The sequence below is a fragment of the Gorillibacterium terrae genome, assembly GCF_051594785.1.
GTDB lineage: Bacteria > Bacillota > Bacilli > Paenibacillales > NBRC-103111 > Gorillibacterium.
The window spans coordinates 1,357,737-1,380,046 of the sequence record NZ_JBPPGI010000001.1 but is presented as its reverse complement, the minus strand read 5'-3'; the positions used below and the strand labels follow the sequence as shown (position 1 = coordinate 1,380,046).

At 59.2% G+C, this 22,310-nt stretch carries 24 protein-coding genes; 8 read left to right on the top strand and 16 right to left on the bottom strand.

Going from position 1 to position 22,310, the window contains the following annotated elements; all coding sequences use genetic code 11:
* Positions 1–64 precede the first annotated feature (64 nt).
* The 3 genes from comA to ACSEXS_RS05780 all read left to right on the top strand — a co-directional run bounded on the left by comA (position 65) and on the right by ACSEXS_RS05780 (position 2,211).
* Positions 65–880: a phosphosulfolactate synthase gene (comA, locus tag ACSEXS_RS05790; RefSeq protein ID WP_438432213.1), complete on the top strand. Its 816-nt coding sequence runs from the start codon at positions 65–67 to the stop codon at positions 878–880.
* Positions 877–1,596: a 2-phosphosulfolactate phosphatase gene (locus ACSEXS_RS05785; RefSeq protein ID WP_438432212.1), complete on the top strand. Its 720-nt coding sequence runs from the start codon at positions 877–879 to the stop codon at positions 1,594–1,596. The genes comA and ACSEXS_RS05785 overlap by 4 nt, the downstream gene beginning before the upstream one ends.
* A 150-nt stretch (positions 1,597–1,746) precedes the next feature.
* Positions 1,747–2,211 (top strand): DUF441 domain-containing protein, encoded by a 465-nt coding sequence (locus ACSEXS_RS05780; RefSeq protein ID WP_438432211.1) that lies wholly within the window; start codon positions 1,747–1,749, stop codon positions 2,209–2,211.
* 271 nt (positions 2,212–2,482) lie between these two features.
* On the opposite strand, the gene ACSEXS_RS05775 is transcribed toward ACSEXS_RS05780, so the two are convergent.
* From ACSEXS_RS05775 to aroQ, 4 genes are all read right to left on the bottom strand, one after another.
* Positions 2,483–3,739 (bottom strand): aspartate kinase, encoded by a 1,257-nt coding sequence (locus ACSEXS_RS05775; protein WP_438432210.1) that lies wholly within the window; start codon positions 3,737–3,739, stop codon positions 2,483–2,485.
* Between the two features lie 172 nt (positions 3,740–3,911).
* Complete coding sequence (gene efp, locus ACSEXS_RS05770) at positions 3,912–4,469, bottom strand: elongation factor P (RefSeq protein ID WP_438432209.1); 558 nt, start codon at positions 4,467–4,469, stop codon at positions 3,912–3,914.
* Between the two features lie 78 nt (positions 4,470–4,547).
* Positions 4,548–5,621, bottom strand: coding sequence for a M24 family metallopeptidase (locus tag ACSEXS_RS05765; protein ID WP_438432208.1), 1,074 nt, complete (start codon positions 5,619–5,621; stop codon positions 4,548–4,550).
* 3 nt (positions 5,622–5,624) lie between these two features.
* A complete protein-coding gene (aroQ, locus tag ACSEXS_RS05760; protein ID WP_438432207.1) occupies positions 5,625–6,071 on the bottom strand; it encodes a type II 3-dehydroquinate dehydratase in 447 nt (148 codons plus the stop codon).
* A 189-nt stretch (positions 6,072–6,260) separates the two neighbouring features.
* On the opposite strand from aroQ, the gene ACSEXS_RS05755 reads away from it, so the two are divergent.
* Together ACSEXS_RS05755 and ACSEXS_RS05750 are read left to right on the top strand one after the other, a co-directional pair.
* Complete coding sequence (locus tag ACSEXS_RS05755) at positions 6,261–7,217, top strand: DUF1385 domain-containing protein (RefSeq protein WP_438432206.1); 957 nt, start codon at positions 6,261–6,263, stop codon at positions 7,215–7,217.
* A 68-nt stretch (positions 7,218–7,285) separates the two neighbouring features.
* Positions 7,286–7,597 (top strand): hypothetical protein, encoded by a 312-nt coding sequence (locus tag ACSEXS_RS05750; protein ID WP_438432205.1) that lies wholly within the window; start codon positions 7,286–7,288, stop codon positions 7,595–7,597.
* Between the two features lie 72 nt (positions 7,598–7,669).
* Here the strand turns inward: ACSEXS_RS05750 and ACSEXS_RS05745 are convergent, their stop codons facing one another.
* Entirely contained in the window at positions 7,670–8,635 is a 966-nt protein-coding gene (locus ACSEXS_RS05745; protein WP_438432204.1) for a patatin-like phospholipase family protein, read from the bottom strand.
* Positions 8,636–8,775: 140 nt separating this feature from the next.
* Entirely contained in the window at positions 8,776–9,219 is a 444-nt protein-coding gene (gene mntR, locus ACSEXS_RS05740; RefSeq protein ID WP_438432203.1) for a transcriptional regulator MntR, read from the bottom strand.
* A 154-nt stretch (positions 9,220–9,373) separates the two neighbouring features.
* On the opposite strand from mntR, the gene splB reads away from it, so the two are divergent.
* Positions 9,374–10,438 carry a spore photoproduct lyase gene (gene splB / locus ACSEXS_RS05735; protein ID WP_438432202.1) on the top strand — a complete coding sequence of 355 codons (1,065 nt, stop codon included), beginning with the start codon at positions 9,374–9,376 and terminating at the stop codon, positions 10,436–10,438.
* Position 10,439: 1 nt separating this feature from the next.
* Here the strand turns inward: splB and ACSEXS_RS05730 are convergent, their stop codons facing one another.
* The 7 genes from ACSEXS_RS05730 to ACSEXS_RS05700 form a co-directional block, all read right to left on the bottom strand.
* Complete coding sequence (locus tag ACSEXS_RS05730; protein ID WP_438432201.1) at positions 10,440–11,147, bottom strand: cytochrome c biogenesis CcdA family protein; 708 nt, start codon at positions 11,145–11,147, stop codon at positions 10,440–10,442.
* Positions 11,148–11,162: 15 nt separating this feature from the next.
* Positions 11,163–11,966 carry a metal ABC transporter permease gene (locus ACSEXS_RS05725; protein ID WP_438432200.1) on the bottom strand — a complete coding sequence of 268 codons (804 nt, stop codon included), beginning with the start codon at positions 11,964–11,966 and terminating at the stop codon, positions 11,163–11,165.
* A 2-nt stretch (positions 11,967–11,968) separates the two neighbouring features.
* Positions 11,969–12,742 carry a metal ABC transporter ATP-binding protein gene (locus ACSEXS_RS05720; protein ID WP_438432199.1) on the bottom strand — a complete coding sequence of 258 codons (774 nt, stop codon included), beginning with the start codon at positions 12,740–12,742 and terminating at the stop codon, positions 11,969–11,971.
* Between the two features lie 22 nt (positions 12,743–12,764).
* Positions 12,765–13,733 carry a metal ABC transporter solute-binding protein, Zn/Mn family gene (locus ACSEXS_RS05715; protein ID WP_438432198.1) on the bottom strand — a complete coding sequence of 323 codons (969 nt, stop codon included), beginning with the start codon at positions 13,731–13,733 and terminating at the stop codon, positions 12,765–12,767.
* Between the two features lie 157 nt (positions 13,734–13,890).
* Positions 13,891–15,951: a methionine--tRNA ligase gene (metG, locus tag ACSEXS_RS05710; RefSeq protein ID WP_438432197.1), complete on the bottom strand. Its 2,061-nt coding sequence runs from the start codon at positions 15,949–15,951 to the stop codon at positions 13,891–13,893.
* Positions 15,952–16,355: 404 nt separating this feature from the next.
* Positions 16,356–16,607 (bottom strand): membrane protein insertion efficiency factor YidD, encoded by a 252-nt coding sequence (yidD, locus tag ACSEXS_RS05705; protein WP_438432196.1) that lies wholly within the window; start codon positions 16,605–16,607, stop codon positions 16,356–16,358.
* A 158-nt stretch (positions 16,608–16,765) separates the two neighbouring features.
* Complete coding sequence (locus ACSEXS_RS05700; protein ID WP_438432195.1) at positions 16,766–17,299, bottom strand: hypothetical protein; 534 nt, start codon at positions 17,297–17,299, stop codon at positions 16,766–16,768.
* A 247-nt stretch (positions 17,300–17,546) separates the two neighbouring features.
* On the opposite strand from ACSEXS_RS05700, the gene ACSEXS_RS05695 reads away from it, so the two are divergent.
* Entirely contained in the window at positions 17,547–18,266 is a 720-nt protein-coding gene (locus ACSEXS_RS05695; protein ID WP_438432194.1) for a Crp/Fnr family transcriptional regulator, read from the top strand.
* Positions 18,267–18,402: 136 nt separating this feature from the next.
* Here ACSEXS_RS05695 and ACSEXS_RS05690 read toward each other — a convergent pair whose 3' ends face one another.
* Positions 18,403–18,609, bottom strand: coding sequence for a hypothetical protein (locus ACSEXS_RS05690; RefSeq protein ID WP_438432193.1), 207 nt, complete (start codon positions 18,607–18,609; stop codon positions 18,403–18,405).
* A gap of 248 nt (positions 18,610–18,857) precedes the next feature.
* Here ACSEXS_RS05690 and ACSEXS_RS05685 point away from each other — a divergent pair, with 248 nt between their 5' ends.
* Positions 18,858–20,657: a PAS domain S-box protein gene (locus tag ACSEXS_RS05685; protein WP_438432192.1), complete on the top strand. Its 1,800-nt coding sequence runs from the start codon at positions 18,858–18,860 to the stop codon at positions 20,655–20,657.
* Positions 20,658–20,663: 6 nt separating this feature from the next.
* Here ACSEXS_RS05685 and ACSEXS_RS05680 read toward each other — a convergent pair whose 3' ends face one another.
* The gene (locus ACSEXS_RS05680; protein WP_438432191.1) at positions 20,664–21,599 is read right to left on the bottom strand and encodes a dihydroorotate dehydrogenase; all 936 of its coding nucleotides are present in this window, start codon (positions 21,597–21,599) and stop codon (positions 20,664–20,666) included.
* Entirely contained in the window at positions 21,577–22,281 is a 705-nt protein-coding gene (locus ACSEXS_RS05675) for a dihydroorotate dehydrogenase electron transfer subunit (RefSeq protein ID WP_438432190.1), read from the bottom strand. The genes ACSEXS_RS05680 and ACSEXS_RS05675 overlap by 23 nt, the downstream gene beginning before the upstream one ends.
* Between the last annotated feature and the right edge of the window lie 29 nt (positions 22,282–22,310).

Genomic DNA, 22,310 nt, shown 5'->3' with positions numbered 1-22,310 from the left:
TGGATTCGTCCCGCTTGAAAGGCCAGCGGACGAAAGACGGGTCCAAGAAACGGAGGAATACCGCATGCAAGACTTATCAGGCATCGCCGGCTGGCCCGGAACCCTTGCCGAGCCGACCGGCAAGCGAAGCGCCAAGCCCCGTTCCGAGGGCCTTACGATGGTGATAGACAAAGGGCTCGGCTTATCGGCTTTTCGCGATTTGATCGAGTCGGCCGGAGACTATGTGGATACGATCAAGCTCGGCTTTGGTACGGCCGCTCTCTACCCGTCCGGTATTCTGCAGGAGAAGCTTCGGCTCTGCCGCGAAGCCGGCATCTGCCTGCACCCCGGTGGCACGTTCCTGGAAGCGGCCGTTCGGCTGGGCGTTGCGGAGAGCTACCTTGAGACGGTGGCGGCATGGGGCTTCGAAGGCGTGGAGATTTCGGACGGCACAATCGAGCTGCCGCTTGCTTTGCGCACGCGCTTGATTCGGACGGCGGCGGAATCGGGGCTTCGGGTGTTTACCGAATACGGCAAAAAGGCATGGGGCTCGCGGCTCGCGCTGGATGATCTCGTGGAAACCGCGCTCTCGGATATCGCGAACGGGGCGGAGACCGTGACGGTCGAGGGGCGGGAATCGGGAGCGGGGGTCGGCATCTACGACGAAGAGGGACACTGCCGCGAGGAGGAAATCCTGGAGACCGTCCGGCGGGTGCCGTCCTCGGCGCTTCTCTGGGAGGCTCCCCGCAAAGACCAGCAAGCCCGGCTGCTGCTGCTGCTCGGCAGCGGAGTCAATCTGGGCAACATCGCTCCGGCGGATGCGCTGGCGCTGGAGGCGCTGCGCCGGGGACTGCGCTCCGATACGATGGCGCTGCTGGCGGAACGGAAGCCCGTCCGATGAGAATCCGGTTGATCGCCTCGCTGGGAGAAGTTTTTCGTGCCGAGGAATTCGAGGACCGCACCGCCATTGTGATCGACACCTTGCGCGCCACCAGCAACATGGCGGTCGCCCTCGCCGGCGGCGCGCAGGAGATCGTTCCGGCGCAGAGTCCGGAAGAGGCGGCCGCTCTCAGCCGGCCGGGCGACCTGCGCGGAGGCGAACGGGGCGGTTATCCCATCCCGGGCTTCGAACTCGGCAACAGTCCCGGCGAGTATGAGCCGCCCCGAGTGACGGGCAAGCGGATTGTCATGAGCACCACGAACGGAACCCGGGCCGTCCATGCAGCAGTCCGCGCCAACCGGCTGCTGACGGCCTGCCTGCTCAACGCGCGGGCTTGTGCGGAAGCGGCGGCGGCGGAAGGCCGGGACATTGTCGTGCTTTGCTCCGGTACCCGAGGGACCTTTTGTCTCGAGGACGGGCTTGCAGCCGGCGCCGTCCTGGCGGAGCTTGCCGGGTTCTCGCCTTACGAACCGGATGAGGGCGGCCGGGCGATGGAAGCCTTGTACCGATCCCGGGCCGAACGGCTCGAGGAAGCCCTGCTCGCCAGCGATTCAGGGGTCCGCCTCGCCCGCCGCGGTCATGAAGCGGACGTACGCTACTGCTCCCGGCTCAATCTGCTCCGCACCGTTCCCTGCTTGACTCCGGAGGGAACGCTCGTCGCTTGGAGAGCTTCGTAACGAAGGGTCCAAGCGCTTGCCCCCGTTAAGGGACAGCCCGTTCTATCCCGTTCGCCCCGTTCATAGATATGGGGGGACAGGATGAAGCCAGGCTGTCCCGCGCCGAATTCAGAGCGGCGGGGCGGCATAAACCGGAGCGTGATCTTCCCTATGAACGGCAACTACATGCTGCTGATCCTCATCGTCGTCGGGCTGGCCGGACGGTCCAACATCATCACCACCGCCGCTTGCGTGCTGCTCGCCGTCAAGCTGCTCAGTCTGGACCGGTACTTGCCCGCATTGGAGCGGCGTGGCCTGGAGCTCGGCCTCTTGTTTCTGACAATCGGCGTTCTCGTCCCGTTCGCCAGCGGCAAAATTACCTTTCGCGACATCGGCTCGGTGCTGCTGACGGTGCCGGGCGTCATGGCCCTCACCGGCGGCGCCATGGCCGCCTATATGAACGGACGCGGCCTGGAGATGCTCCGCCTCGACCCGCAGATCGTCATCGGTCTCGTGATCGGTTCGATCTTCGGCATCGTCTTCCTGCGGGGCATCCCCGTCGGTCCGCTGATGGCGGCGGGACTGACCGCATTACTGCTGAAGCTGTTCCAGTTCCTGTTCGGCCGTTTTCTCTAGGAGCCGGTCTTCGATAGGGTTTTCCGCGAGTCCCGGCTGACTGACAACGAAAAAAATGCGACACCTGATCCGAGGTTTCCGGAGGGTGTCGCATGTTTGGCATTTCGGGAAGAGCATGGCGGAGGCCTCAGGTCAAATGGGAAGGCAAAGCCTCCAGGGTCTCTTTTTCCATCACCTTGATCTGCTCCAAATCGGTAAAGATAAAGGAAAAGGCACAGCCTTCAAATGAATGAAGTCCTGTACCTTTTTTACAAGAGTTGGTCGCCAATTCTTACCGGCGTTCGGATGGGCCGCCGACGAAGACCGCCGAATCGGTGTCCAAGCCGTAGGCGGTATGGAGCGCTTGAATGACATCGTTCAGGCGTTCGCCGCTGATGACGCAGGAGGTCTTGATCTCCGACGTGCTGACCATGTTGATGGAAATGCCCAGCTCGGAGATCGTCTCGAACATCTTGGCCGCCACACCGGGCGTGCTGACCATTCCCGCTCCCACAATGGAGACCTTGACCAGGCCGGTCTCCGAGGTTACGCTGCGGAAGCCGACGACCGGACGCAAGCCCTCGATCACCTGAGTGGCCCGATCGACGTCCGAACCGGACAAGGAGAAGGAGAATTCCGCCAGCCCCTCGACGATCCCGCTTTGGACGATGATGTCGACGTCAATCTTTTCCGTTGCCAGCGCCATAAAGACCTTCGCCAATTGACCGGTCCTCTCCGGCACGCCCAAAATGCTGATACGGGCGACATTCTTGTCGTAGGCGATGCCGCTGACGACGATTCCCTGCTCCATGACCGCTTCCTCCTTCACCTGCGTTCCCTCATTGTGGGTAAAGCTCGACCGGACGACCAGATTCACCTTGTTGTGCTTGGCGCATTCCACGGCACGGGGATGAAGAACCGCTGCCCCCAGGTTCGCCAGCTCCAGCATTTCGTCATACGAGATTTCCTTCAGCTTTCGGGCCACCTTGACGATGCGCGGATCGGTGGAGTAAATCCCGTCCACATCTGTGTAAATCTCGCACAGATCGGCCTGCACCGCGGCCGCGAGCGCAACGGCGGTCGTGTCCGACCCGCCGCGCCCGAGGGTCGTGATCTCGCCTTCCTCCGTCATCCCCTGGAAGCCGGCGACCACGACGATCTTCTCTTCGTTCAGCGATTTCAACACCTTATCCGGGCGAATCTCCTGAATCCGCGCTTTTCCGTGGACGGCCTCCGTGCGGATACCGGCCTGCCAGCCGGTGTACGACACGGCTTCCTCGCCCTGCTCGCGAATCGCCATCGACAAAAGCGCCACCGAAATCTGCTCGCCGGTCGAGAGCAGCATATCCATTTCGCGCGCATCGGGCGTGCCCGCCACGATCTGACGGCTCAGGTCGATCATGTCGTCCGTCGTGTCCCCCATGGCGGAGACGACCACAACGCAGCGGTTGCCTTCCCGCTTGCGCTCCACGATCCTCGCGGCCACCCGCTTCATCCGCTCGGCATCCCCTACCGAGCTGCCCCCGAACTTCATCACCACCAAAGACAACCCTTCCACCTCTTTCCCTAAGCTCCTCTTGCCGGGTATATCCTTTATAGAAATGCCGCATTGCGGCGGTAAAGTCCGCTTGTACTTCAATCCGCATCCGAGGGAGGCGGATATAGAAAGGCGGGCGGCCCTCTGGGTCCGCCCGGTCCTTCCTTGCCGTGTTCCTAGCGAGTTACGCGCGGGAAATGTATTTGCCTTCGCGGGTATCGATCAACAGCGTGTCGCCTTCATTGATGAAGAGCGGTACCTGCACGACCAGCCCGGTTTCCACGGTGGCGTTCTTGCTGGCGCCGGTAGCGGTATTGCCCTTGACACTCGGCTCCGTTTCCGTGACCTTCAGCGCGATGCTGTTCGGCAGGTTGATGCCGAGGATTTCGCCCTGGTAGCTGATGATGTTGACGTTCGTGTTTTCCTTGAGGAATTTCAGTTCCCATTCCAACTGCTTCGTCGTCAGCGTGAACTGGTCGTAAGTTTCGGTGTCCATGAAGGTGTGCTCGCTGCCGGCGGAATACAGATATTGCGTTTCCCGGTTCTCGACATGGGCGCGGGTCACCGTTTCGCCGGCGCGGAACGTCTTCTCCGTCACGTTGCCGTTGCGAAGGTTCTTGAGCTTGGAACGGACGAAGGCCGCTCCCTTGCCGGGCTTCACGTGCTGGAATTCGACGACCGAGAACAAATCTCCATCGTATTCAATGGTAAGGCCTGTTTTAAAATCGTTAACTGAAATCACGAATACAACCTCCTCGAAAATGGGGACTTGCCTGGTCGGGTGAGCCGGAAATCTCCCACCCTCTAGTATAGCGAATCTTTAGCCGATTTCCAAAAATTCTTTGGAAGCTCGGGTCAAGACGCGTACGCCGGTTTCGGTGATCACGACGTCGTCCTCGATACGGACGCCGCCGAGTCCGGGCAGGTAGATGCCGGGCTCGACCGTAACGACCATTCCCGGCTCCAGCACGGTATCGCATTGGAGGGACAGCCGGGGATTCTCGTGAATCTCCAGACCGACGGCGTGGCCGGTTCCGTGGCCGAAACGGTCGCCGTAGCCTGCCTTCGCGATCAGGTCGCGGGCAAGGGCGTCGCCTTCCTTGCCGGTCATGCCGGGCTTCAGGTTCGCGATGCAGGTCAGGTTGGCTTCAAGCACGATCTCGTAGATTTCCCGCAGCTTATCCGGAACCTTGCCGAGCGCCACCGTGCGGGTGATGTCCGAGCAGTAGCCCTTGTACAGAGCACCGTAATCCATGGTGATCAGCTCGCCCATGGCCAGGGCTTTGCCGCTCGCCACGCCGTGCGGCATGGCCGAACGTTCGCCGGAGGCGATGATCGTATCGAAGGAAGACGAGACTGCGCCGTTCTTGCGCATGAACATCTCCATCTCCAGGGCGATATCGGTCTCGATCGCACCCGGCTTCAGGAATGGCAGGATGTGCGTAAACGTGCGGTCAGCCAGGTCGCAGGCTTCCTGGAGCACGTCGAGCTCCGCTTCTTCCTTAAACATTCTCAGCCGCTCCACGATACCGGAAACCGGGACGAGCTGAATATCGCCAAGCGCATTCTGATAGTCCTGGTAGGTTCCGTAAGAGAGGTCGTCCTGCTCGACCGCGAGGCGGGTGATGCGGACGCCGTTCAGCAATTCCTTCACCGTCGCGATGGCTTTCGGCTGATGCTCGACGATCTCGAAGCCGACCGCCTGCAGCCCGGCTTGCTCCATGTAACGGAAATCCGTCAGGAACCAGGCCCGGTCCGCGGTGACCAGCACATACCCGGAGGTGCCGGTGAATCCGCTGATGTAGCGGCGGTTATAGGCGTTCGTAATGAGGATCGCATCCAACTGGCGGTTTGCCAGCTCCTTGCGCAATTTTTGTACGCGTGCAGCTTCCATGCTTCATTCACCCTTTTCGTCAAAATGGCGGACCAGCGCCAGCAGCGCCAGTTCGTATCCGTAAGCGCCCAGACCGCTGATCTGTCCCAAAACCACCGGAGCCGTCACCGAATGGTGACGGAATTCTTCCCGTTTGTAAATGTTGGACAAGTGGACTTCCACAGCGGGCAGTGAAACGGCGGTCAGAGCGTCCCGCAAGGCATAACTGTAGTGCGTCAAAGCCCCGGGGTTGATGAGAATGCCGTCCTTGGAACCGTACGCTCCGTGAATTTTGTTGATGAGCTCGCCTTCCAGGTTCGACTGAAAGAACTCGAGGTCCAACGAAAGCTCGCCGGCGAGGCGCGCCAACCGAGCCTCGATCCCGGCAAGCGTCTCGGAGCCGTAAACTCCGGGTTCGCGAACGCCCAGCATATTCAAATTCGGCCCGTTCAATACAAGAATGCTGCGCATAGCTGTCCTCCAACCCGTTCACAACCGATAACTTAGGCCATTTTACCATAGGCATCCCGGTTTTGAGAACTGCTTTTTGCTTCTGTTCCGCCGCCTAAGCGCTGAATCGAGTGGCGTCTGGGGACAAAAATGGTTACAATGTAAGAAAGCATCGCCTAAGCCAGACAGCTTATTAAAGAGGTGAACTCCTTGTCTCAACCGAAAACGCCGTCTTACGGCGGGCAAGCCGTTCTCGAAGGCGTCATGTTCGCCGGACAGAAAGTCAATGTAACCGCCGTCCGCCGCAAGAATTCCGAGCTTGCCTTTCTCGAAGTTCCCAAGGAAGAGACCCCCTGGGTCCAGACCTTGAAGAAAGTGCCCTTCATCCGCGGCATCGTCGCCCTCCTGGAATCGTCGATCAAAGGCACGCGCCATTTGAATTTCTCCGCCGACATCTTCGCGGAGGAGGAAGGCGAAGCGGAAGCCAAGCCGAAGGAACCGGGTTTTCTTGAACGGTCCGGCCTCGTGCTCGGCGTCGTCGCCGTCGGGATTCTTTCGTTCCTCGCCAGCAAGCTGATCTTCACGCTGGTTCCGATGTTCGTGGAGCAGTTCCTGTTCCAGGGCCTGTTCGCCAACTACATTCTCCACAATCTCATCGAAGGCGTCATCAAGATCGGATTGTTGCTCGGTTATCTGTACGTGATCGGTCTGACTCCTCCGGTCAAGCGATTGTTCATGTACCATGGAGCGGAGCATAAGGTGATCAGCGCCTATGAGGGCGGCTCCGACATGAGCGTGGCCGACGTTCAGCGCTACAGCCGGCTGCACTATCGCTGCGGCAGCAGCTTCATTGTTTTCACCGTCATCGTCGGCGTTATTATCTACTCCTTCTTCGTTTATCACTCGTGGCAGGAACGCATGGTTCAACGCATCGTCCTCATTCCCGTCGTGATCGGCGTCTCGTTCGAAGTCCTGAAATTCACGAATTCCGTCCGCGACCTTCCCTTCCTGCGTTTCCTTGGATATCCCGGGCTCTGGCTGCAAAAGCTGACGACGAAGGAGCCGGACGATTCCATGGTGGAGGTATCCCTCGCGTCCTTCAACCGCATGATGGAGCTGGACCGGGAGCTCGCGGCCGAAGCCGTCCAGGAGAGCTACGCCAGTTAAAGCCGAACGGCCATAAGCAAGCTTGGGGCCTCGGCTGCTAAATCCCACTTTCAAGGAGGTCAAAATCCATGTCCCGCAGACGAATGATGCTGACTCCGTTTGATTATGTGATTTACGGGCTCGCCCTCTTCGGTGCGCTGATGTACTTGATCAGCAACCCCGCGCGTCTGATCGCCATCCTGATCCCGGTGGTGATTATCGGCGGCCTGTTCGTCTACAACCGCTACCTGGGTGCGCGCAACCGCGGATACCACCCCTCCTCGAATCCCCGGTATTCGGGAACGAACAAGTATGCGGAAGCCAAGAAGAGAAGCAAGACCGTCCCGTTTCGCGTGATCCCCGGATCGAAGGATTCGGACGACGAACACCGCTACCACTAAAATGCGCCGCTTCGCTTAGAAATCGAAAGCCCTCCCGCCGGGAGGGCTTTTTGCTTCATTGCTTCATCCGCATTAGGGATTCTTGACCCGCTGGGCGTATAACTTGGCGTACCGTTGAACGGTAAACGTTCGGAAAAACTTATTGCCCGCCTCCACCCCGACTTCGAACAGCTCCTCGCTCTTCTCCGGGCTGATGGAGAACTCCGTGGTGTGAACCTGCGCCGAAGGAATCTTGATCGTGCGGAAGCCCTGCGATTCGTCGATATACCGCTCATCGTGGGCATCCATCATCGTGCCGAACAGAGCCCGGAACATGGTCAGCGGCCCCACGATGCGGTGCGGCGCCGGAGGCTCGGCCCGGCCAACCAATTGAAATCCGAGCGTCGGCACCGGATCGGTCGGGTCCTTCGTGTCTTGGTCAAACAGCCAGAGCGGAAAATTGCTGAGGATGCCCCCGTCCACCACATAGACGAATTGGTCGCGGAACGGTTCGGCCTTCTCGCCGTTCCGGTATCGCTTTCGCAGAATCACCGGATCGAAAAAGAACGGGATGCTCGTGCTCATGCGGATCGCCCGGGCGACCGTGAACCGGTCCGGCTCGATGCCGTATTTGGCGATATCGTCGGGCAGGACGAGGAGGCGGCCTGTGCTGATGTCGGAAGCGATGATCTGGAGCTTCCCCTTCGGCAGGTCGCCGAAGCGGACGATTCCCCGAGCCGCGAGCAGCCCGGCCGCCCAGGCCTCGAGCCGTTCCCCTGAATAGAGGCCCTTCTTCACGTACAAGCGGACGGCGGGTCCCAGCCAGCGAACCCGGTGCAGGGCGGTTTGTTTCAGGAAATGGGAGAATGGAGTGCGCAGGATAATCTCCTTAAGCTCTTCTCCGGTATACCCGGCCGCGAGCAGCGAAGCGATAATCGAGCCCGAAGAGGTCCCGGCCAGACGTCCGAAAGCGATTCCGTGCTTCTGCGCTGCGCAAACGGCGCCGGCAAGCCCGATGGCTTTTACCCCGCCGCCCTGAAATACCGCATTTACTTCCATCCCCCGCCACTCCTCCCGGTTGGGTCGCCAAGGCCCATTCCCTTGAACCCTATGTTCCGGAAGAGCGCCGCATGCGCAAAAAAGACGGGTTTCCCCGTCTTTTTCAAATCGCTCTTCTATCTCAGGCGGAGTCAGCCGAATTACGGCTCCGCGCTCTCTAGTGGCTCCGAATCGCCGTGCAGCTGCTTCATGAGCTCCTCCAGCCTCTCCGGCCGGGAGGAAAAATAGTCCACCAGGTTCTCGATGCATGTGATGGAGTCCCAGCTCAAATGATGCTCGATTCCCTCTACGTCGGGATAGACGTTCTCATCCTTTACCCCGATGATCGTCAGGAAGCTTTCCAGAAGCTTGTGCCGGTCCATCAGGCGCTTCCCCATCTTTTTGCCCTTCGAGGTTAAGATCAGGCCCCGGTACTTTTCATAGACAAGATAGTCGTCCTTGTCCAGCTTCTGGATCATCTTCGTGACGGAGGAGGGATGGACTTCAAGACCCTCGGCGATATCCGAAACCCGGGCATAGCCCTTCTCGTCGATGAGCTTGTAGATCCTCTCCAGGTAATCCTCCATGCTCGGCGTGGCAACCATTCGTGTTCCTCCTTTAAATCAACCCTTCTTCATCATAAAAGAATACGGCGGTTAGCGCAATAAGCCCGCCGTCATTTCCCATGCGTCGCGCCGGAGGCCCCGGGCAAACTAACGATGCCGTCTGTGCCTATCTCTAACGTTAGGGGGTAAAGCCTTGTCCACCACCGCCGAACTTATCCGTTCATCCACCGAAACGGGCGTCTTCATCCCGGAGCTCGTGTATTTCGAACCCGATGCCCTGCTCTACCCCAAAGGCAAAAAAATCCGCGACTGGGCGACCGCCCAAGGGCTGCCGATCAGCATGACCACCTCGCATAATCGCATCACCGACCTGCCGGGTGACACCGAGCTGGCCAAATACCGGATCGCCAAGCGAACCCTGGTCGTCGGCGTCCGCAAGACGCTGAAGTTCGACACCTCCAAGCCGTCGGCCGAGTACGCGATCCCGATTGCCACGGGCTGCATGGCCCACTGCCATTACTGCTATCTGCAAACGACGCTTGGCGCGAAGCCCTATATCCGGATCTATGTGAACACGGATGCCATCATGGAGGCCGCCGCGGGCTACATCGCCGAGCGAAAGCCGGAGATTACCCGCTTCGAGGCCGCCTGCACCTCCGACCCGGTGGGACTGGAGCATATCTCGGGATCGCTCGCCGAGTTGATCGAATTTATGGCCGATCAGGAGTACGGCCGCCTTCGGTTTGTAACCAAGTTCAACCACGTCGAGCCCCTGCTCGGGCTCCGGCACAACGACCACACCCGGATCCGCTTCAGCGTCAATGCGGATTATGTCATCAAGAACTTCGAGCCCGGGACGGCCCGGTTTCACGAACGGATCGAGGCGGCCGGAAAAATCGCCGAAGCGGGCTATCCGCTCGGCTTCATCATCGCTCCGATCATGTGGTACGACGGCTGGCAGGACGGCTATTACGAACTGCTGGAAAAGCTGAGCCATGCCATGCCCCGCAGCGTCTTCCGCGGCCTAAGCTTCGAGCTGATCCAGCACCGCTACACCAAAACGGCCAAGAACATTATTCTGCAGCGGTATCCGAAGACCAAGCTCGACATGCAGGAGGACACCCGCAAGTACAAGTGGGGGCGCTGGGGCCAGGGCAAATACGTCTATCCCGACGAACAAGCGAGCTTGCTCAAGGATTTCATGTACACCCAGATCGCCGAGAAATTCCCCGAATCGACGATCGAATATTTCACGTAAGCTAACTTCCGCCGAGTCCGTTTCGGCTGACCCAATCGCTGAGCAAGCTGAGGCGATCCGTCAGGAGCAATGCCGCCATGCCGATCAGCAGCGCCCCGCCCGCTTTTTGAATCGCGCCCGTATAGGGCAGAAGCCCGCGGGAGGCTCCGACGAAGCCGCTGAGCAGCAGAAAAGGCACTGCGAAGCCGGCGGCATATGCCGTTGTGAGCAGCAGCCAGCGGTCCGGTTCCGCGGCCGACAAAGCGACGATCAGCGACAACGTGGAGCCGATGCAGGGGGACCAGCCGGCGGCAAATCCGACTCCGGCGGCGAACGAACCGAAGAACCCCGCGTTCCGCAGAGGCCGCAGCCATCTCCATTCGCGCAGCAGAGGCCTAATCCGCAGGAATCCGAGCAGGAACGCTCCCATGACCAGCAGGAGCAGAGCACCGGCGATGCGGATCGCTGTTCGGTGCTCGGCGAACAAGCCGGCCAACGCGCCGGCGCTCCAGCTGAGCGCATAGAACACGACGGACAGGCCGGCGAGGAAGCTGGCCGAATGCAGCAAAAGACGCAGACGGCGGCCGCGATCCGAGCGGCGGCCGTCTGCGTTCTTGCCTGTCGTGCCCGCCAAATAAGCGAGGTATGTCGGATACAGCGGCAGGCAGCAGGGCGAGAAGAACGAAGCCGCCCCGGCTGCGGCCGACGCGGCGAGGCTGAGCGGTTCCAAGCCTTCACCTCCAAGCTAGACGCGCAGCTTGCGTTTGATGACGAAGGTGCCGAGCAAAAAGACGATCAGGAGCAGCACAATCGTGGCTCCGGGCGCCAGGTTGAACCAGGCGGCGAGGGTGAGGCCGAGGATCACCGCGAGCTCCGAGAAGACAGCGGCGAGAATCACGGAGTGCTTGAAGCTCTTGGCGAGGCGCAGGCTCGCCGCGACGGGAATCGTTACGAGCGAGGAGACGAGCAGCGCCCCGACGATCTTGATCGCGACGCTGATGACGAGCGCCGTCAGCATGGTGACCGCCACGTTGTAGAAGCGGATCGGAAGCCCGCTTACGGCGGCGGCTTCCTCGTCGAAGAACAACAGGAACATCTCCTTGAAGTTAAAGACGACGAACAGCACCGTCACGGCCGTAACGAGACCGACGAGTAGAAGATCCATCCGGTCGAGGGTGTAAATGCTGCCGAACAGGTATCCGGAGGCACTGATGTTGAAGCCTCTTCCAAGCGAGAAGAACAGCGTGGCGAGGGCAATCCCCGCCGACATGATGATGGCGATGGACAACTCCGCATACGTCTTGTATTCCTTGCGCAGCTTCTCGATGGCGAACGAAGCGGCGAGGGCGAACACCAGCCCCATGCCGAGCGGGTAGACCCCGACCAGCATGCCGAGTGCGACTCCCGCGATGGAGACGTGCGACAGCGTGTCGCCGATCATGGACAGCCGGCGCAGCACGAGGAAAATGCCGATCAGCGGCGCGGTCACGCCGATCAGGACGCCTCCGATGAGGGCCCGCAGGAAGAAGGGATCAAGCAAGATATCCATAATCAGTGTTTCCCTCCCCCGTGAGATAATTCCTCCACGTCGCAATCCTCCGGCGCGTGCGTGTGTTTGACGTAGAACTTCAGCTTGCCGGTGACCTGCGACGGCTCGTCTTCGAGAAAAGAAGCCAGCATTTCGCGGTCATGCGTGACAATGAGAAAGGTCAGGTGATGATGCTGATGAAGATGCGTGAGGAGCCGGACGAAGGAATCCTGCGTCTCCACGTCCACCCCCACCGTCGGCTCGTCCAGGATCAACAGCTCCGGGCTGCCTACCAGCGCGCGGGCGAGGAAAGCCCGCTGCTGCTGTCCGCCCGACAACTGGCCGATCTTCCGGTCGGCCAGGGATGAGATATCAAGCGCTTCGAGCGCGGCGGCGCACTTGCGCTTCTCTGCCGCTCCGACCCGCTTAAATAGGGTATTCCGGCCATACAGGCCGGAGGTGACCACTTCCCCGACCGTCGCCGGAAACAAGGGGTTGAAATTGGTTTTCTGCGGCACATAGCCGACCCGATTCCAGTCGCGGAATTCCGCAAGCGGTGTCCCGAACAGCTTAATCTGGCCCGACTCCGGCTTCAGCAGGCCGACGAGCATTTTCATCAGCGTGGTCTTGCCCGCCCCGTTCGAGCCGGCAAGGCCGACGAAATCCCGCTCCTTGGCCACGAAGCTCAGCCCGTCGATCACCTTCATTCCCTCGTAGGAGAACGAGACATCCTCCAGCGAAATGACGGGATCGTGACAGAGGATTCGCTCGGCCTGGTTGAGAAACGATGTGTCCATGGCGTTCGCTCCTTTGGCGCCTCTACTTCAGCGCTTGCTCTAAATGGTCGAGATTGCGTTCCATCAGCGAAAAATAATCTTCGCCGTTCTCCGCCTGCTCCGGCGTCCGGCCCTCGATCGGACTCAGCACCTCCGTTTGAACGCCGGTTTCCCGGGCCAGCGTCTTGGCCAGCTTATCAGAGACCAGCTCCTCGAAGAAGATGACCCGAACCTGGTTGTCCCGGACAAAGGTCTTGATGCTCCTCATCTGCTTGGCGGTCGGCTCGGCGTCGGGCGTAAGACCCATGATCGACCTCTGCGTCAAGCCGTATTCCCGGCAGAGGTAACCGAAGGCCGAATGCTGAACGACGATGTCCTTACGAGGCAGCGGTTCCAGCGTGTCGCGGTAACGGGCGTCAAGGTCGTCCAGACGAGCCGTAAGCGCTTGGAGATTGGCCTCGTATTCGGTCCGATGGGCGGGATCGGCGGCCGCGATGGCCTGCCCGATCTTGGCCGCCATTCGTTTGGCGAGCGCCGGACTCAGCCAAGTATGCGGATCGAGTCCTTCCTCATCATGGCCGTGATGACCCGCCGGTCCTTCTTCCCCGTGCTCTTCTTCCGCCTCGTCGTGATGCTCGGCAATGCCGGCGCTCACCTCCAGGGGCTGTACGGCCGCATCCGAGGGCAGACTCTTCAGGAAGTCATCGACCCAAGCCTCCAGCCCGCCTCCCTGATAGAGCAACAGCTGCGAGCGCGACATCGTGCTGATGTCCCGCAGGCTGGGCGACCAATCATGCGGCTCGACGCCGGCCGGCACGATGGGGATGACGTGGACGCGGTCGCCGCCGATCTTGGCCGCAAAATCCGCAAGCGGGTAAATGGTAGCCGCTATATTCAGTTTATCCGGATCGATCCGGGGGGCGCTGGAGCCGCAGCCGGATGCGGTCAGGAGAATCAACAAGCCGAGGAAGACGGCACTCGCTTTCTTCCGGCGGAACCAATCCGCTTTCATGGCGTTCCCCTTTCGTTAACCGTAATTCTAACGATTTACATGTTGAATTATAAGAGGAGCGCGCCGGACTGTCAATGCCGGAGCTTGGCCGGGCAGCAAAAACGGACAGGCTTTGGCCTGTCCGTCATTCCCCTATCTCCCGTTGTGAGGCGCAAGCTTACTTCACGATCGCTCCGTTCGGCATGCTGTCCGGAACGGTCGCCAGGGTCAGCTGATCGCCGACGGAGGCGGCGAGGATCATGCCGCGCGACAGCTCGCCGCGAAGCTTGACCGGCTTCAGGTTGACGACGCAGATGACCTTGCGGCCGACGAGTTCCTCCGGCTTGTAGTGCTTGGCGATGCCGGAGACCACCTGCCGCTGCTCATAGCCCAGGTCGAGCTGGAGCTTCAGCAGCTTGTCGGCCTTCGGAATCGGCTCGGCGGCGAGCACCTGCGCTACGCGCAGCTCCACCTTGGCGAAATCGTCGATGCCGATTTCTTCCTTGGCTTCGCCCGCATCCGCCGCAGGGACCGGCGCGGCCGGCTCAGCGGCCGGCGCATCGTTTCCGGCAGCCGCCTTCTCCGCCGGAGCGGGCGAAGCGGCGCTTCCGCCCATTGCGGCTGCGATGGCGGCCACCTCCTGCTCGGCGTCCAGCCGGGGGAAGATCGGGTCTCCCTTCTTCACCCGGATGCCCGCCGGCAGACCGCCGAACGTCTGGACGCTGTCCCAGGAGGTCGCCGCCCCGCGGGTCGCTTCCTCGAGGCCGAGCTGCTCCCAGATCTTCGCCGGCGTCGCCGTCAGGAACGGTTGCAGCAGCACCGAGACGATGCGCAGCGATTCCGCCAGCGCGTACATGACCGAACCGAGCACCGCCTTGCGGCTTTCGTCCTTCGCCAGCACCCACGGCTTGGTTTCGTCGATGTATTTGTTGGTTCGGCTCACCAGCGTCCAGATCGAGGTGAGCGCTACGGAGAATTCCATTTTCTCAAGGGCCTCTTCCGTCTTCTTCACGGCCGCTTCCGCCACTTCCAGCAGGTCGGCGTCGAATTCCGTGGCATTCGGTACGTAGGACGGGACCACGCCGTCGAAATATTTGTCGATCATCGCCACCGTGCGGTTCAACAGGTTGCCGAGGTCGTTCGCCAGATCGAAATTGATCCGCTCGACGAAGCTTTCCGGCGTAAAGGTTCCGTCCGAACCGAACGGCACTTCGCGGAGCAGGTAATACCGGAGGGCGTCCAGTCCGTAACGGTCGATCAGGGTGACGGGATCGACGACATTGCCCTTGGATTTGGACATCTTGCCGTCCTTCATCAGCAGCCAGCCGTGGCCGAACACCTTGGCGGGCAGCGGCAGGCCGAGCGCCATCAGCATGATCGGCCAGTAGATCGTATGGAAGCGGACGATTTCCTTGCCGACCAGATGAACGTTCGCCGGCCAATATTTGTAATAGTTCTGCGGATCGTCGGAACCATAGCCGAGCGCCGTGATGTAGTTGGACAGCGCGTCGATCCAGACGTAGATGACGTGGTTCTCGTCGCCGGGCACCGGTATGCCCCATTTGAACGAACTCCGCGACACGGCCAGATCCTCGAGTCCCGGCTTGATGAAGTTGTTGATCATCTCGTTCTTGCGCGCTTCCGGCTGGATGAATTCGGGGTTCTCCTCGTAATACTCCAGGAGCCGGTCGGCATATTTGCTCATGCGGAAGAAGTAGCATTCCTCCTTGACGAGCTCTACCGGATGGCCGCTTTCCGGGCTCTTGCCGCCGATCACCTCGCCCTTCTCGTTGCGCACAACATCCACCAGCTGCGATTCCGTATAATACGTCTCGTCGGGGATGCTGTACCAGCCCTCGTATTCGCCCTTGTAAATATCCCCCTGCTTGAGGAACTTGGCGAAGATTGCCTGAACCGACTCCTTGTGCCGCTCCTCCGTGGTACGGATAAAATCGTCGTACGACACATCCAGCTTGTCCCACAGCGCCTTGATGCCGGCCACAATGCCGTCGACAAAAGCCTGCGGTTCCACGCCCTTCTGGCGTGCTTTCTCTTCGATCTTCTGCCCGTGCTCGTCCGTTCCCGTCAGGAACATCACATCGTATCCGCGCAGCCGCTTGTAACGCGCCATGGCGTCGCCTGCCACGGTGGTATAGGCGTGGCCGATATGCAGCTTGTCGCTCGGATAGTAGATCGGCGTGGTGAGATAAAACGTTTTGGCCTGTTCGCTCAATTCCATTGCCTCCTTTGAACTGAAACCCTCGTTTAAATGGCAGATGAATCAACATCAAAAAAAGCCTCCGCCCGCTTGGGACGAAAGCTCTCGCTCACGTGATACCACCCAGATTCCCCCGTTTCTCGCGAAAGCGGGGCTCCGCCGGTCCATTGACCGTCCCTTAACGCGGGATACGCCGTTCCCTCACGCCAAGCCGCGGGGCTTGCGCTCGAAAACAGATTCTCCGGGACCATCTTGGGGGTTGCCCTGTGCCGGTTCTCAGCAAACCCCGGCTCTCTGAAACAGCGCCCAACCCTTACTCATCCCATCATGGAATGCTCTTATGATTATCTAGCTATCCTTCAGTCTTTCCATGTTCTGCATCCCATCATACCCATTCGCCGCAGAAGCTGTCAAGCGGTGCCCCGTCATCGTTTGCGCGGGTTAGGCGGAACCGGGTCGATGCCGCCGGGATGAAACGGATGGCAGCGGCAAATGCGCTTGGTCGCCATCCACATGCCCTTAACCGCTCCGTATTCCTCGATGGCGTCGAGCGCATATTGGGAGCAGGTCGGATAATAGCGGCAGGTCGGAGGTTTAAGCGGGGACAGGTATTTCCGGTAGAAACGAACCGGTGCCTGGACCGCCCGGACCGCAGCCGATGGACGACGCTCATTCATTGTTTTCACCTGATTTCGCTTCTCTCTTCTAGGGACTTGCTGCTGCTTTCAGTATACCGGGAAGTGCGAAAAGGCGCAAAACGTCCGGAGGCATCGGTCACACCGGCAAAGAAAAAAGCCGCTTGCGCGGCTCGGGGAATTGTGAGATATCTTACCCATTAAGAAAACAGGTAGTCAATGTCCGTCAGCAGGTCCTCCGCGAGCGGAAACAGCAGATTCTGCTCCATCGCAAGGTAGTCCCGCAGGATCAACGCGGCTTGCTGCAAGTGTGACAGCAGTTCCTGCGCGATCTCAAGGTTCAGGAAGGAACCGGCTTCCTCGGATTCCCGCTGGAACGACAGAACATACCGGCTGGCCAATTCATAATTTTTATCGAGCCCCCAGAGGGACGGGTTCATGGACGGAGCCAAATCCGTACCGGCGTATACCCCGACCAGCGGGAACAATTCGCTGCGTCCGCGCTTCAGATGCGCTTCCAGCCTTGCCATAAAAATGGATGTCCGCTCCCGCAGCTGGGAAATCGTACGGAGCAGGGAAATCTCTCCGGCTCCCTCTGCGAAGTCCTTCGCCGTTTGCGACCATTTCTCCAACTCATCCGACAATTCCGCATGCTCGGCTTCCATTCTTTCCAGCACGGCTGCCAGCTCGGTAGGCCGAGCGGACTCGGCCACCGGCGTGTGCTCTGTTCCCACGATCGGGTCCCCCATTTCCTTGCCTTTCAGCAATATTGTAATGCAAGTGTACCATGTGAAGGAAAAGCAAACAAATGATTTTTATCACTTCATTACTATTTTTTATCGTTTCTTCGCTCGTCTCACCCATTTATTTGTGTACAACTAGTGAAATATTTCACATTTTTAAATTCTTCGAGTGAGTTTAATCACACAAATCCTTTGAAACGTGGTATAATAATGGTAATTTGAAGGGAGGAGTCCTGTAATGCCCAAACCTGTTCAGTCGGAAGTGACGTCCAACCGCAATACCGAGGTCTTTTCCCAAGAAAACTTCAAATTGATCGAAGAGATCATGTACGAAACCAAACTCGCAGCGGGAACCCATCTGTATTGGGAAGGAGACCCCGCCGACAAGTTCTTTTATATTAAACAAGGCAGTGTCCAAATTACCAAATCCAACGACGAAGGCAAGCAGTTTATCCTGTACATGCATCAGACAGGCGATTTGTTCGGCCAGCTTGACGGCCTGCACGGCTCCACCCACACGATGAACGCGGAAATCACCGAGGACAGCGTGGTCTGCTCGATCCTGGCCAAAGACCTGGAGGTCTTAATGTGGCAGCACGGCTCACTCGCCGTCGAATTCATGAAATGGATGGGCATGATGCACCGGATGACCCAGGCCAAGCTCCGCGACCTGATGATGTTCGGCAAGCCCGGCGCCCTCTGCTCCATGCTGATCCGGCTCTCCAACACGTATGGCACCCCGCGCGGAAGCGATATCCTTATCACCAAGAAGCTGACCAACAGCGAGCTGGCCGATATGATCGGCGCTACCCGCGAGAGCGTGAACCGGATGCTCGGAGACTTGAAAAAAGACGGAATCATCGATCAGGAAAGCAGCCACCTGGTCATCAAGGACCTCGACGGACTGCGCACCATCTGCCAATGCGAGAATTGCCCCTCCAACATCTGCCGAATTTAATCAAAAAACCGATGCCCGCCCCTTGTGAGGACTGCATCGGTTTTTTTGTGTTCTCGTGCAACTTGCCGCGAAGCAAATTGTTTTAATAAATGATATATGGTGAAAGCCGTCGTCCAACGAGTCCGGCCCCTTGCATTCAGTGGCTGCAGCGATCAACCGGCAAGACCGCCAGAATATCCCGGTTGCGCAAAAGCTCCGGTTCCCGGCGGTTGAAGCAGTAGGCAAAGACGCATTGGTCACCCGCAGTCAGAATGTCGATTTTGCGTTGGGTCGTGCGGTCGTCTTGCTCCAGATAGATAATATCGATAGGCGACCCGATAAATTGCTGCAGTCCTTGTTCCATCCGTCATCCTCTCCCTTCCGGATGTTTGCTGCATCGTGTCCATCTATCAATCAGTATATCATAGTTTGCAGCTTATAAGAAGAAATATTTCTCAAAATATTCACAATTTTCGAGCAGTCTAACCCTCTGAAATCCGCGTTTTTTTCCAAAATGATCCATGATTTGGAGTTGTGTTTCCATCGATAAGCCTATACAATCGAGGGAGAATAGGAAATGTTGCCTATTTGCGGGAGGTTCGCCGTCAAGCTATGGAAACCGATGCCATTCGCCAAGTGTATTCCACCTTTTTCCATCGTGCCACTCATGGAACAGCGGTCCTCAATCGTCAGGCTGTCATTCTTCAAGCCAATGAAGCCTTAAGCCGCTTAATCGGGATCCCCGCCGAAAAGTTGATCGGAACATCCCTTTATTCCTTCGTGCATCCGGAGGATCGAACACGCGAACGCGAGGAGCTGCGGGCGTTTCTTGCCTCCGAACGGCTTGAGCTAACCTACGAAACCCGGTGGCTGCTTTCCGGTCGAGCTCCCTTTCCCGTTCGCATTACCTTGACGAGAATCCATCCCGGACAGACGGAGCCTTCTTGGGTCGTCGCCTCCTTTCGGGAAAAACGCGAGCCCCAAAAAACCGGCGAGCCGGCTTTTTCCCGGAAACGGCGAACCGCCGTCCCGGAGCAAACGGCTCTGAACGGCGGCTATTGGGAATGGGACGAGGAGGTCGTCCCCCATCTCAAAGTTTCCAGCGGAATGTATGCGGTTTTGGGAATGACGCGCCAACCGGTTCCGTTGACGGAAGAACAACTGTTTCCCTTCGTATACCCCGAGGATAGGGAAAAATTCGCCCGCATCTCCACCGGAAATTCCTTCTCGGCTCTGTTTCGGCTCAAACGCCAGGACGGAGCGATCCGCTATCTGCAGGTAACGGGAAGTCCGGCAACGGGAGAGGAAGGAGCGCCCACGTACTGGGCGGGCAGCTTTGCCGATGTCACGGAATTGAAGCTGCTTAAGAAAAAGCTGCACCAGCAGCAGAGGTTGACCAATCTCATCCATAACACTTTCCATGATATTATCTGCACGGTGAAGCCCGACTGCCGCATCGGATCGCTGTCTCCGTCCTTCTACGTCCTCTCCGGCTACACCGAGGAAGAGATGAAATCCATCCCGGTCCAAGACCTCATTCCGCCCGAGGATATTCGCCTGCTCCGCAGCCATATGGACAACTCGGACTCGGACGTCTCCCGGCCGGTGTCGTTTCGCTGCCGGACCCGCGATGGGGGCGTCCTGTGGCTGGAAGCGGTAATTACCCCGGTGCCCGACGATCTCGACCAGCCGGGCAGCTATATTATCGTCGCTAGGGACCAGACGGAAAAAATGAACATCCATGAGCAAGCCGTCAACTCCGACAAGCTGACCGCCGCAGGAGGTTTGGCCGCCGGGATCGCCCATGAGATCCGCAACCCTCTGACGGCGATTCGGGGCTTCATTCAGCTCATGAAGAACGGTACGGTCAAGGAAGAGTTTCACGATATCATTCTCTCCGAGCTATCCCGGATCGACACGATCATTCGGGAGCTGTTGATCCTGTCCAAGCCCCATGAGATCTCGTTTACGCAGACCGACCTTTATTCCATGCTCGACCATGTCGTCACGCTGATCAATACCCAAGCGATTCTGCATGGCGTGGAAATCGAGCAAATTTGCGGAACGGAGCCCGTCCAGCTTCATTGCGACGTTAACCAGATCAAGCAGGTGCTGATCAATCTCTTGAAAAACGCCATCGAAGCGATGCCGGGCGGCGGCCGGATCACCGTGGAGACTCACCCGGCGGGGGCGAAGTCCGTCCAAATTCTCATCAAGGACCAAGGCGTCGGCATTTCGCCGGAGGACTTGGAGAAGATCGGCCAGATGTTCTATACGACCAAAGAAAGCGGCACCGGCCTCGGGATGATGATCAGCCACGAAATCATCCGCAATCATGGAGGAAGGATGTCCCTCCGCAGCGCCCAAGGGGTCGGCACCACGGTAGAGATCATCCTTCCGCTCGCTAAATGAGGCTCGCTAAACGATGCCGCGGATTTCGTCCAGGGACGAAATGCCCTCCGCTTCCATGAAAGCGCGCAGGTCGCGCTCCAGCTCCGCTCCGGCCCGGAGATTGACGAAGTTGTACGTGCCGACCTGAACGGCATGCGCTCCGGCCATGATGAATTCCACCGCGTCTTCGGCAGACGAGATGCCGCCCATGCCGATGACGGGAATCTTCACCGCTTTCGCCGCTTGATGAACCAGCCGCAAGGCGATCGGCTTAATCGCGGGACCGGACAGGCCGGCATAGCCGTTGGCAAATACGCTTTTGCGCTTCCGGATATCGATCTTCATCGCCGTAAAGGTGTTGACCAGCGACACCGCATCGGCTCCCTCCCCCTCGCACATGGCCGCCATCTCAGCGATGTCCTTCGCTCCGGGAGACAGCTTGACGGCCAGAGGCATGCGGGTGACCGCACGAACCGCCCGTACGACTTTTCGCGCTTCGCCCGTATCGATTCCGAAGGCAATTCCCCCTTCCTTCACGTTCGGACAGGAGATGTTCAACTCGATCATATCGGCTCCCCGCCGGTTGTCCCGAATTCGGGCAAGCCGGTCGGCTTCGATCCGTTCCGCCGCCTCGCGGTAGTCCTCTACGCTTCCTCCGCCCAGATTCAGGAGGATCGCCGTGTCCCAAGACGTCATCCGGTCCAATTCCCCGTCAAGGAACGCCTCGACGCCGGGATTCTCCAGCCCGACGCTGTTCATCATGCCCGCTGCCGTCTCGTAGACGCGGTTGCCCTTGTTCCCCGCCTTCGGATGCAGCGTCAATCCCTTGCTGGAGATGCCGCCAAGCAGGCTCAGGTCGTAGAACCGGGCATACTCCTTGCCGAACCCGAAGGTGCCGGAAGCCATGATGAACGGATTCTTGAACCTTACGCCGGCAATCTCAGTGGATGTTGAAATCGTCATTCAGCTCGACCTCCTCCGCTCGAAATACCGGACCGTCGGCGCACACCTTGCGGTTGCCGCTCTTGGTGGCGCAGCTGCAGACCAGGCAAGCCCCGACGCCGCAGGCCATGCGCTTTTCCAGCGAGACGTAGAGCGGAATTCCCGACCCGTCCAGCTTGGCGGCGAGCGCCCGCATCATCGGCAGCGGCCCGCAGGTAAACACAGCCGCGTAACCGTCCGGACGGAAATCGTCGACGATATAGCCGCCGACATTAACCGTGACGGCCTGCGCCGCTTCCCGAAACGGCTCAACGCCAAACGCTTCGGCGCTGAAGCCCAGATAAGCGTCCGCGGATGCAAGCCGCTTTGCGGCATAATACAGCGGCGCTGTTCCCATGCCGCCTCCTACAAGCGCCACCCGGCCTTCGATCTGCGGAAAACCGTTTCCGAACGGGCCTTCCAGGCCGACCGGATCCCCCGCTTTCAGGCGCGACAGCTTCTCCGTTCCGTATCCGGCAACCCGATAGAGGAACCGGATGCCGTCCTCCGTCTTGTCGTGAATGCTGATCGGGCGCGACAGCAGCGGGTAATCGTCCCAGCCCCGCAGCATGTAGAACTGCCCCATCTCTCCCGCGAAATGCCCTTCCGCTTCCAGAATATACACATCCGACGCGATCCGGACGTTGCTTCTCACCACAGCCATGGCATTCCCTCCTCGTTCTCTCTCGACAC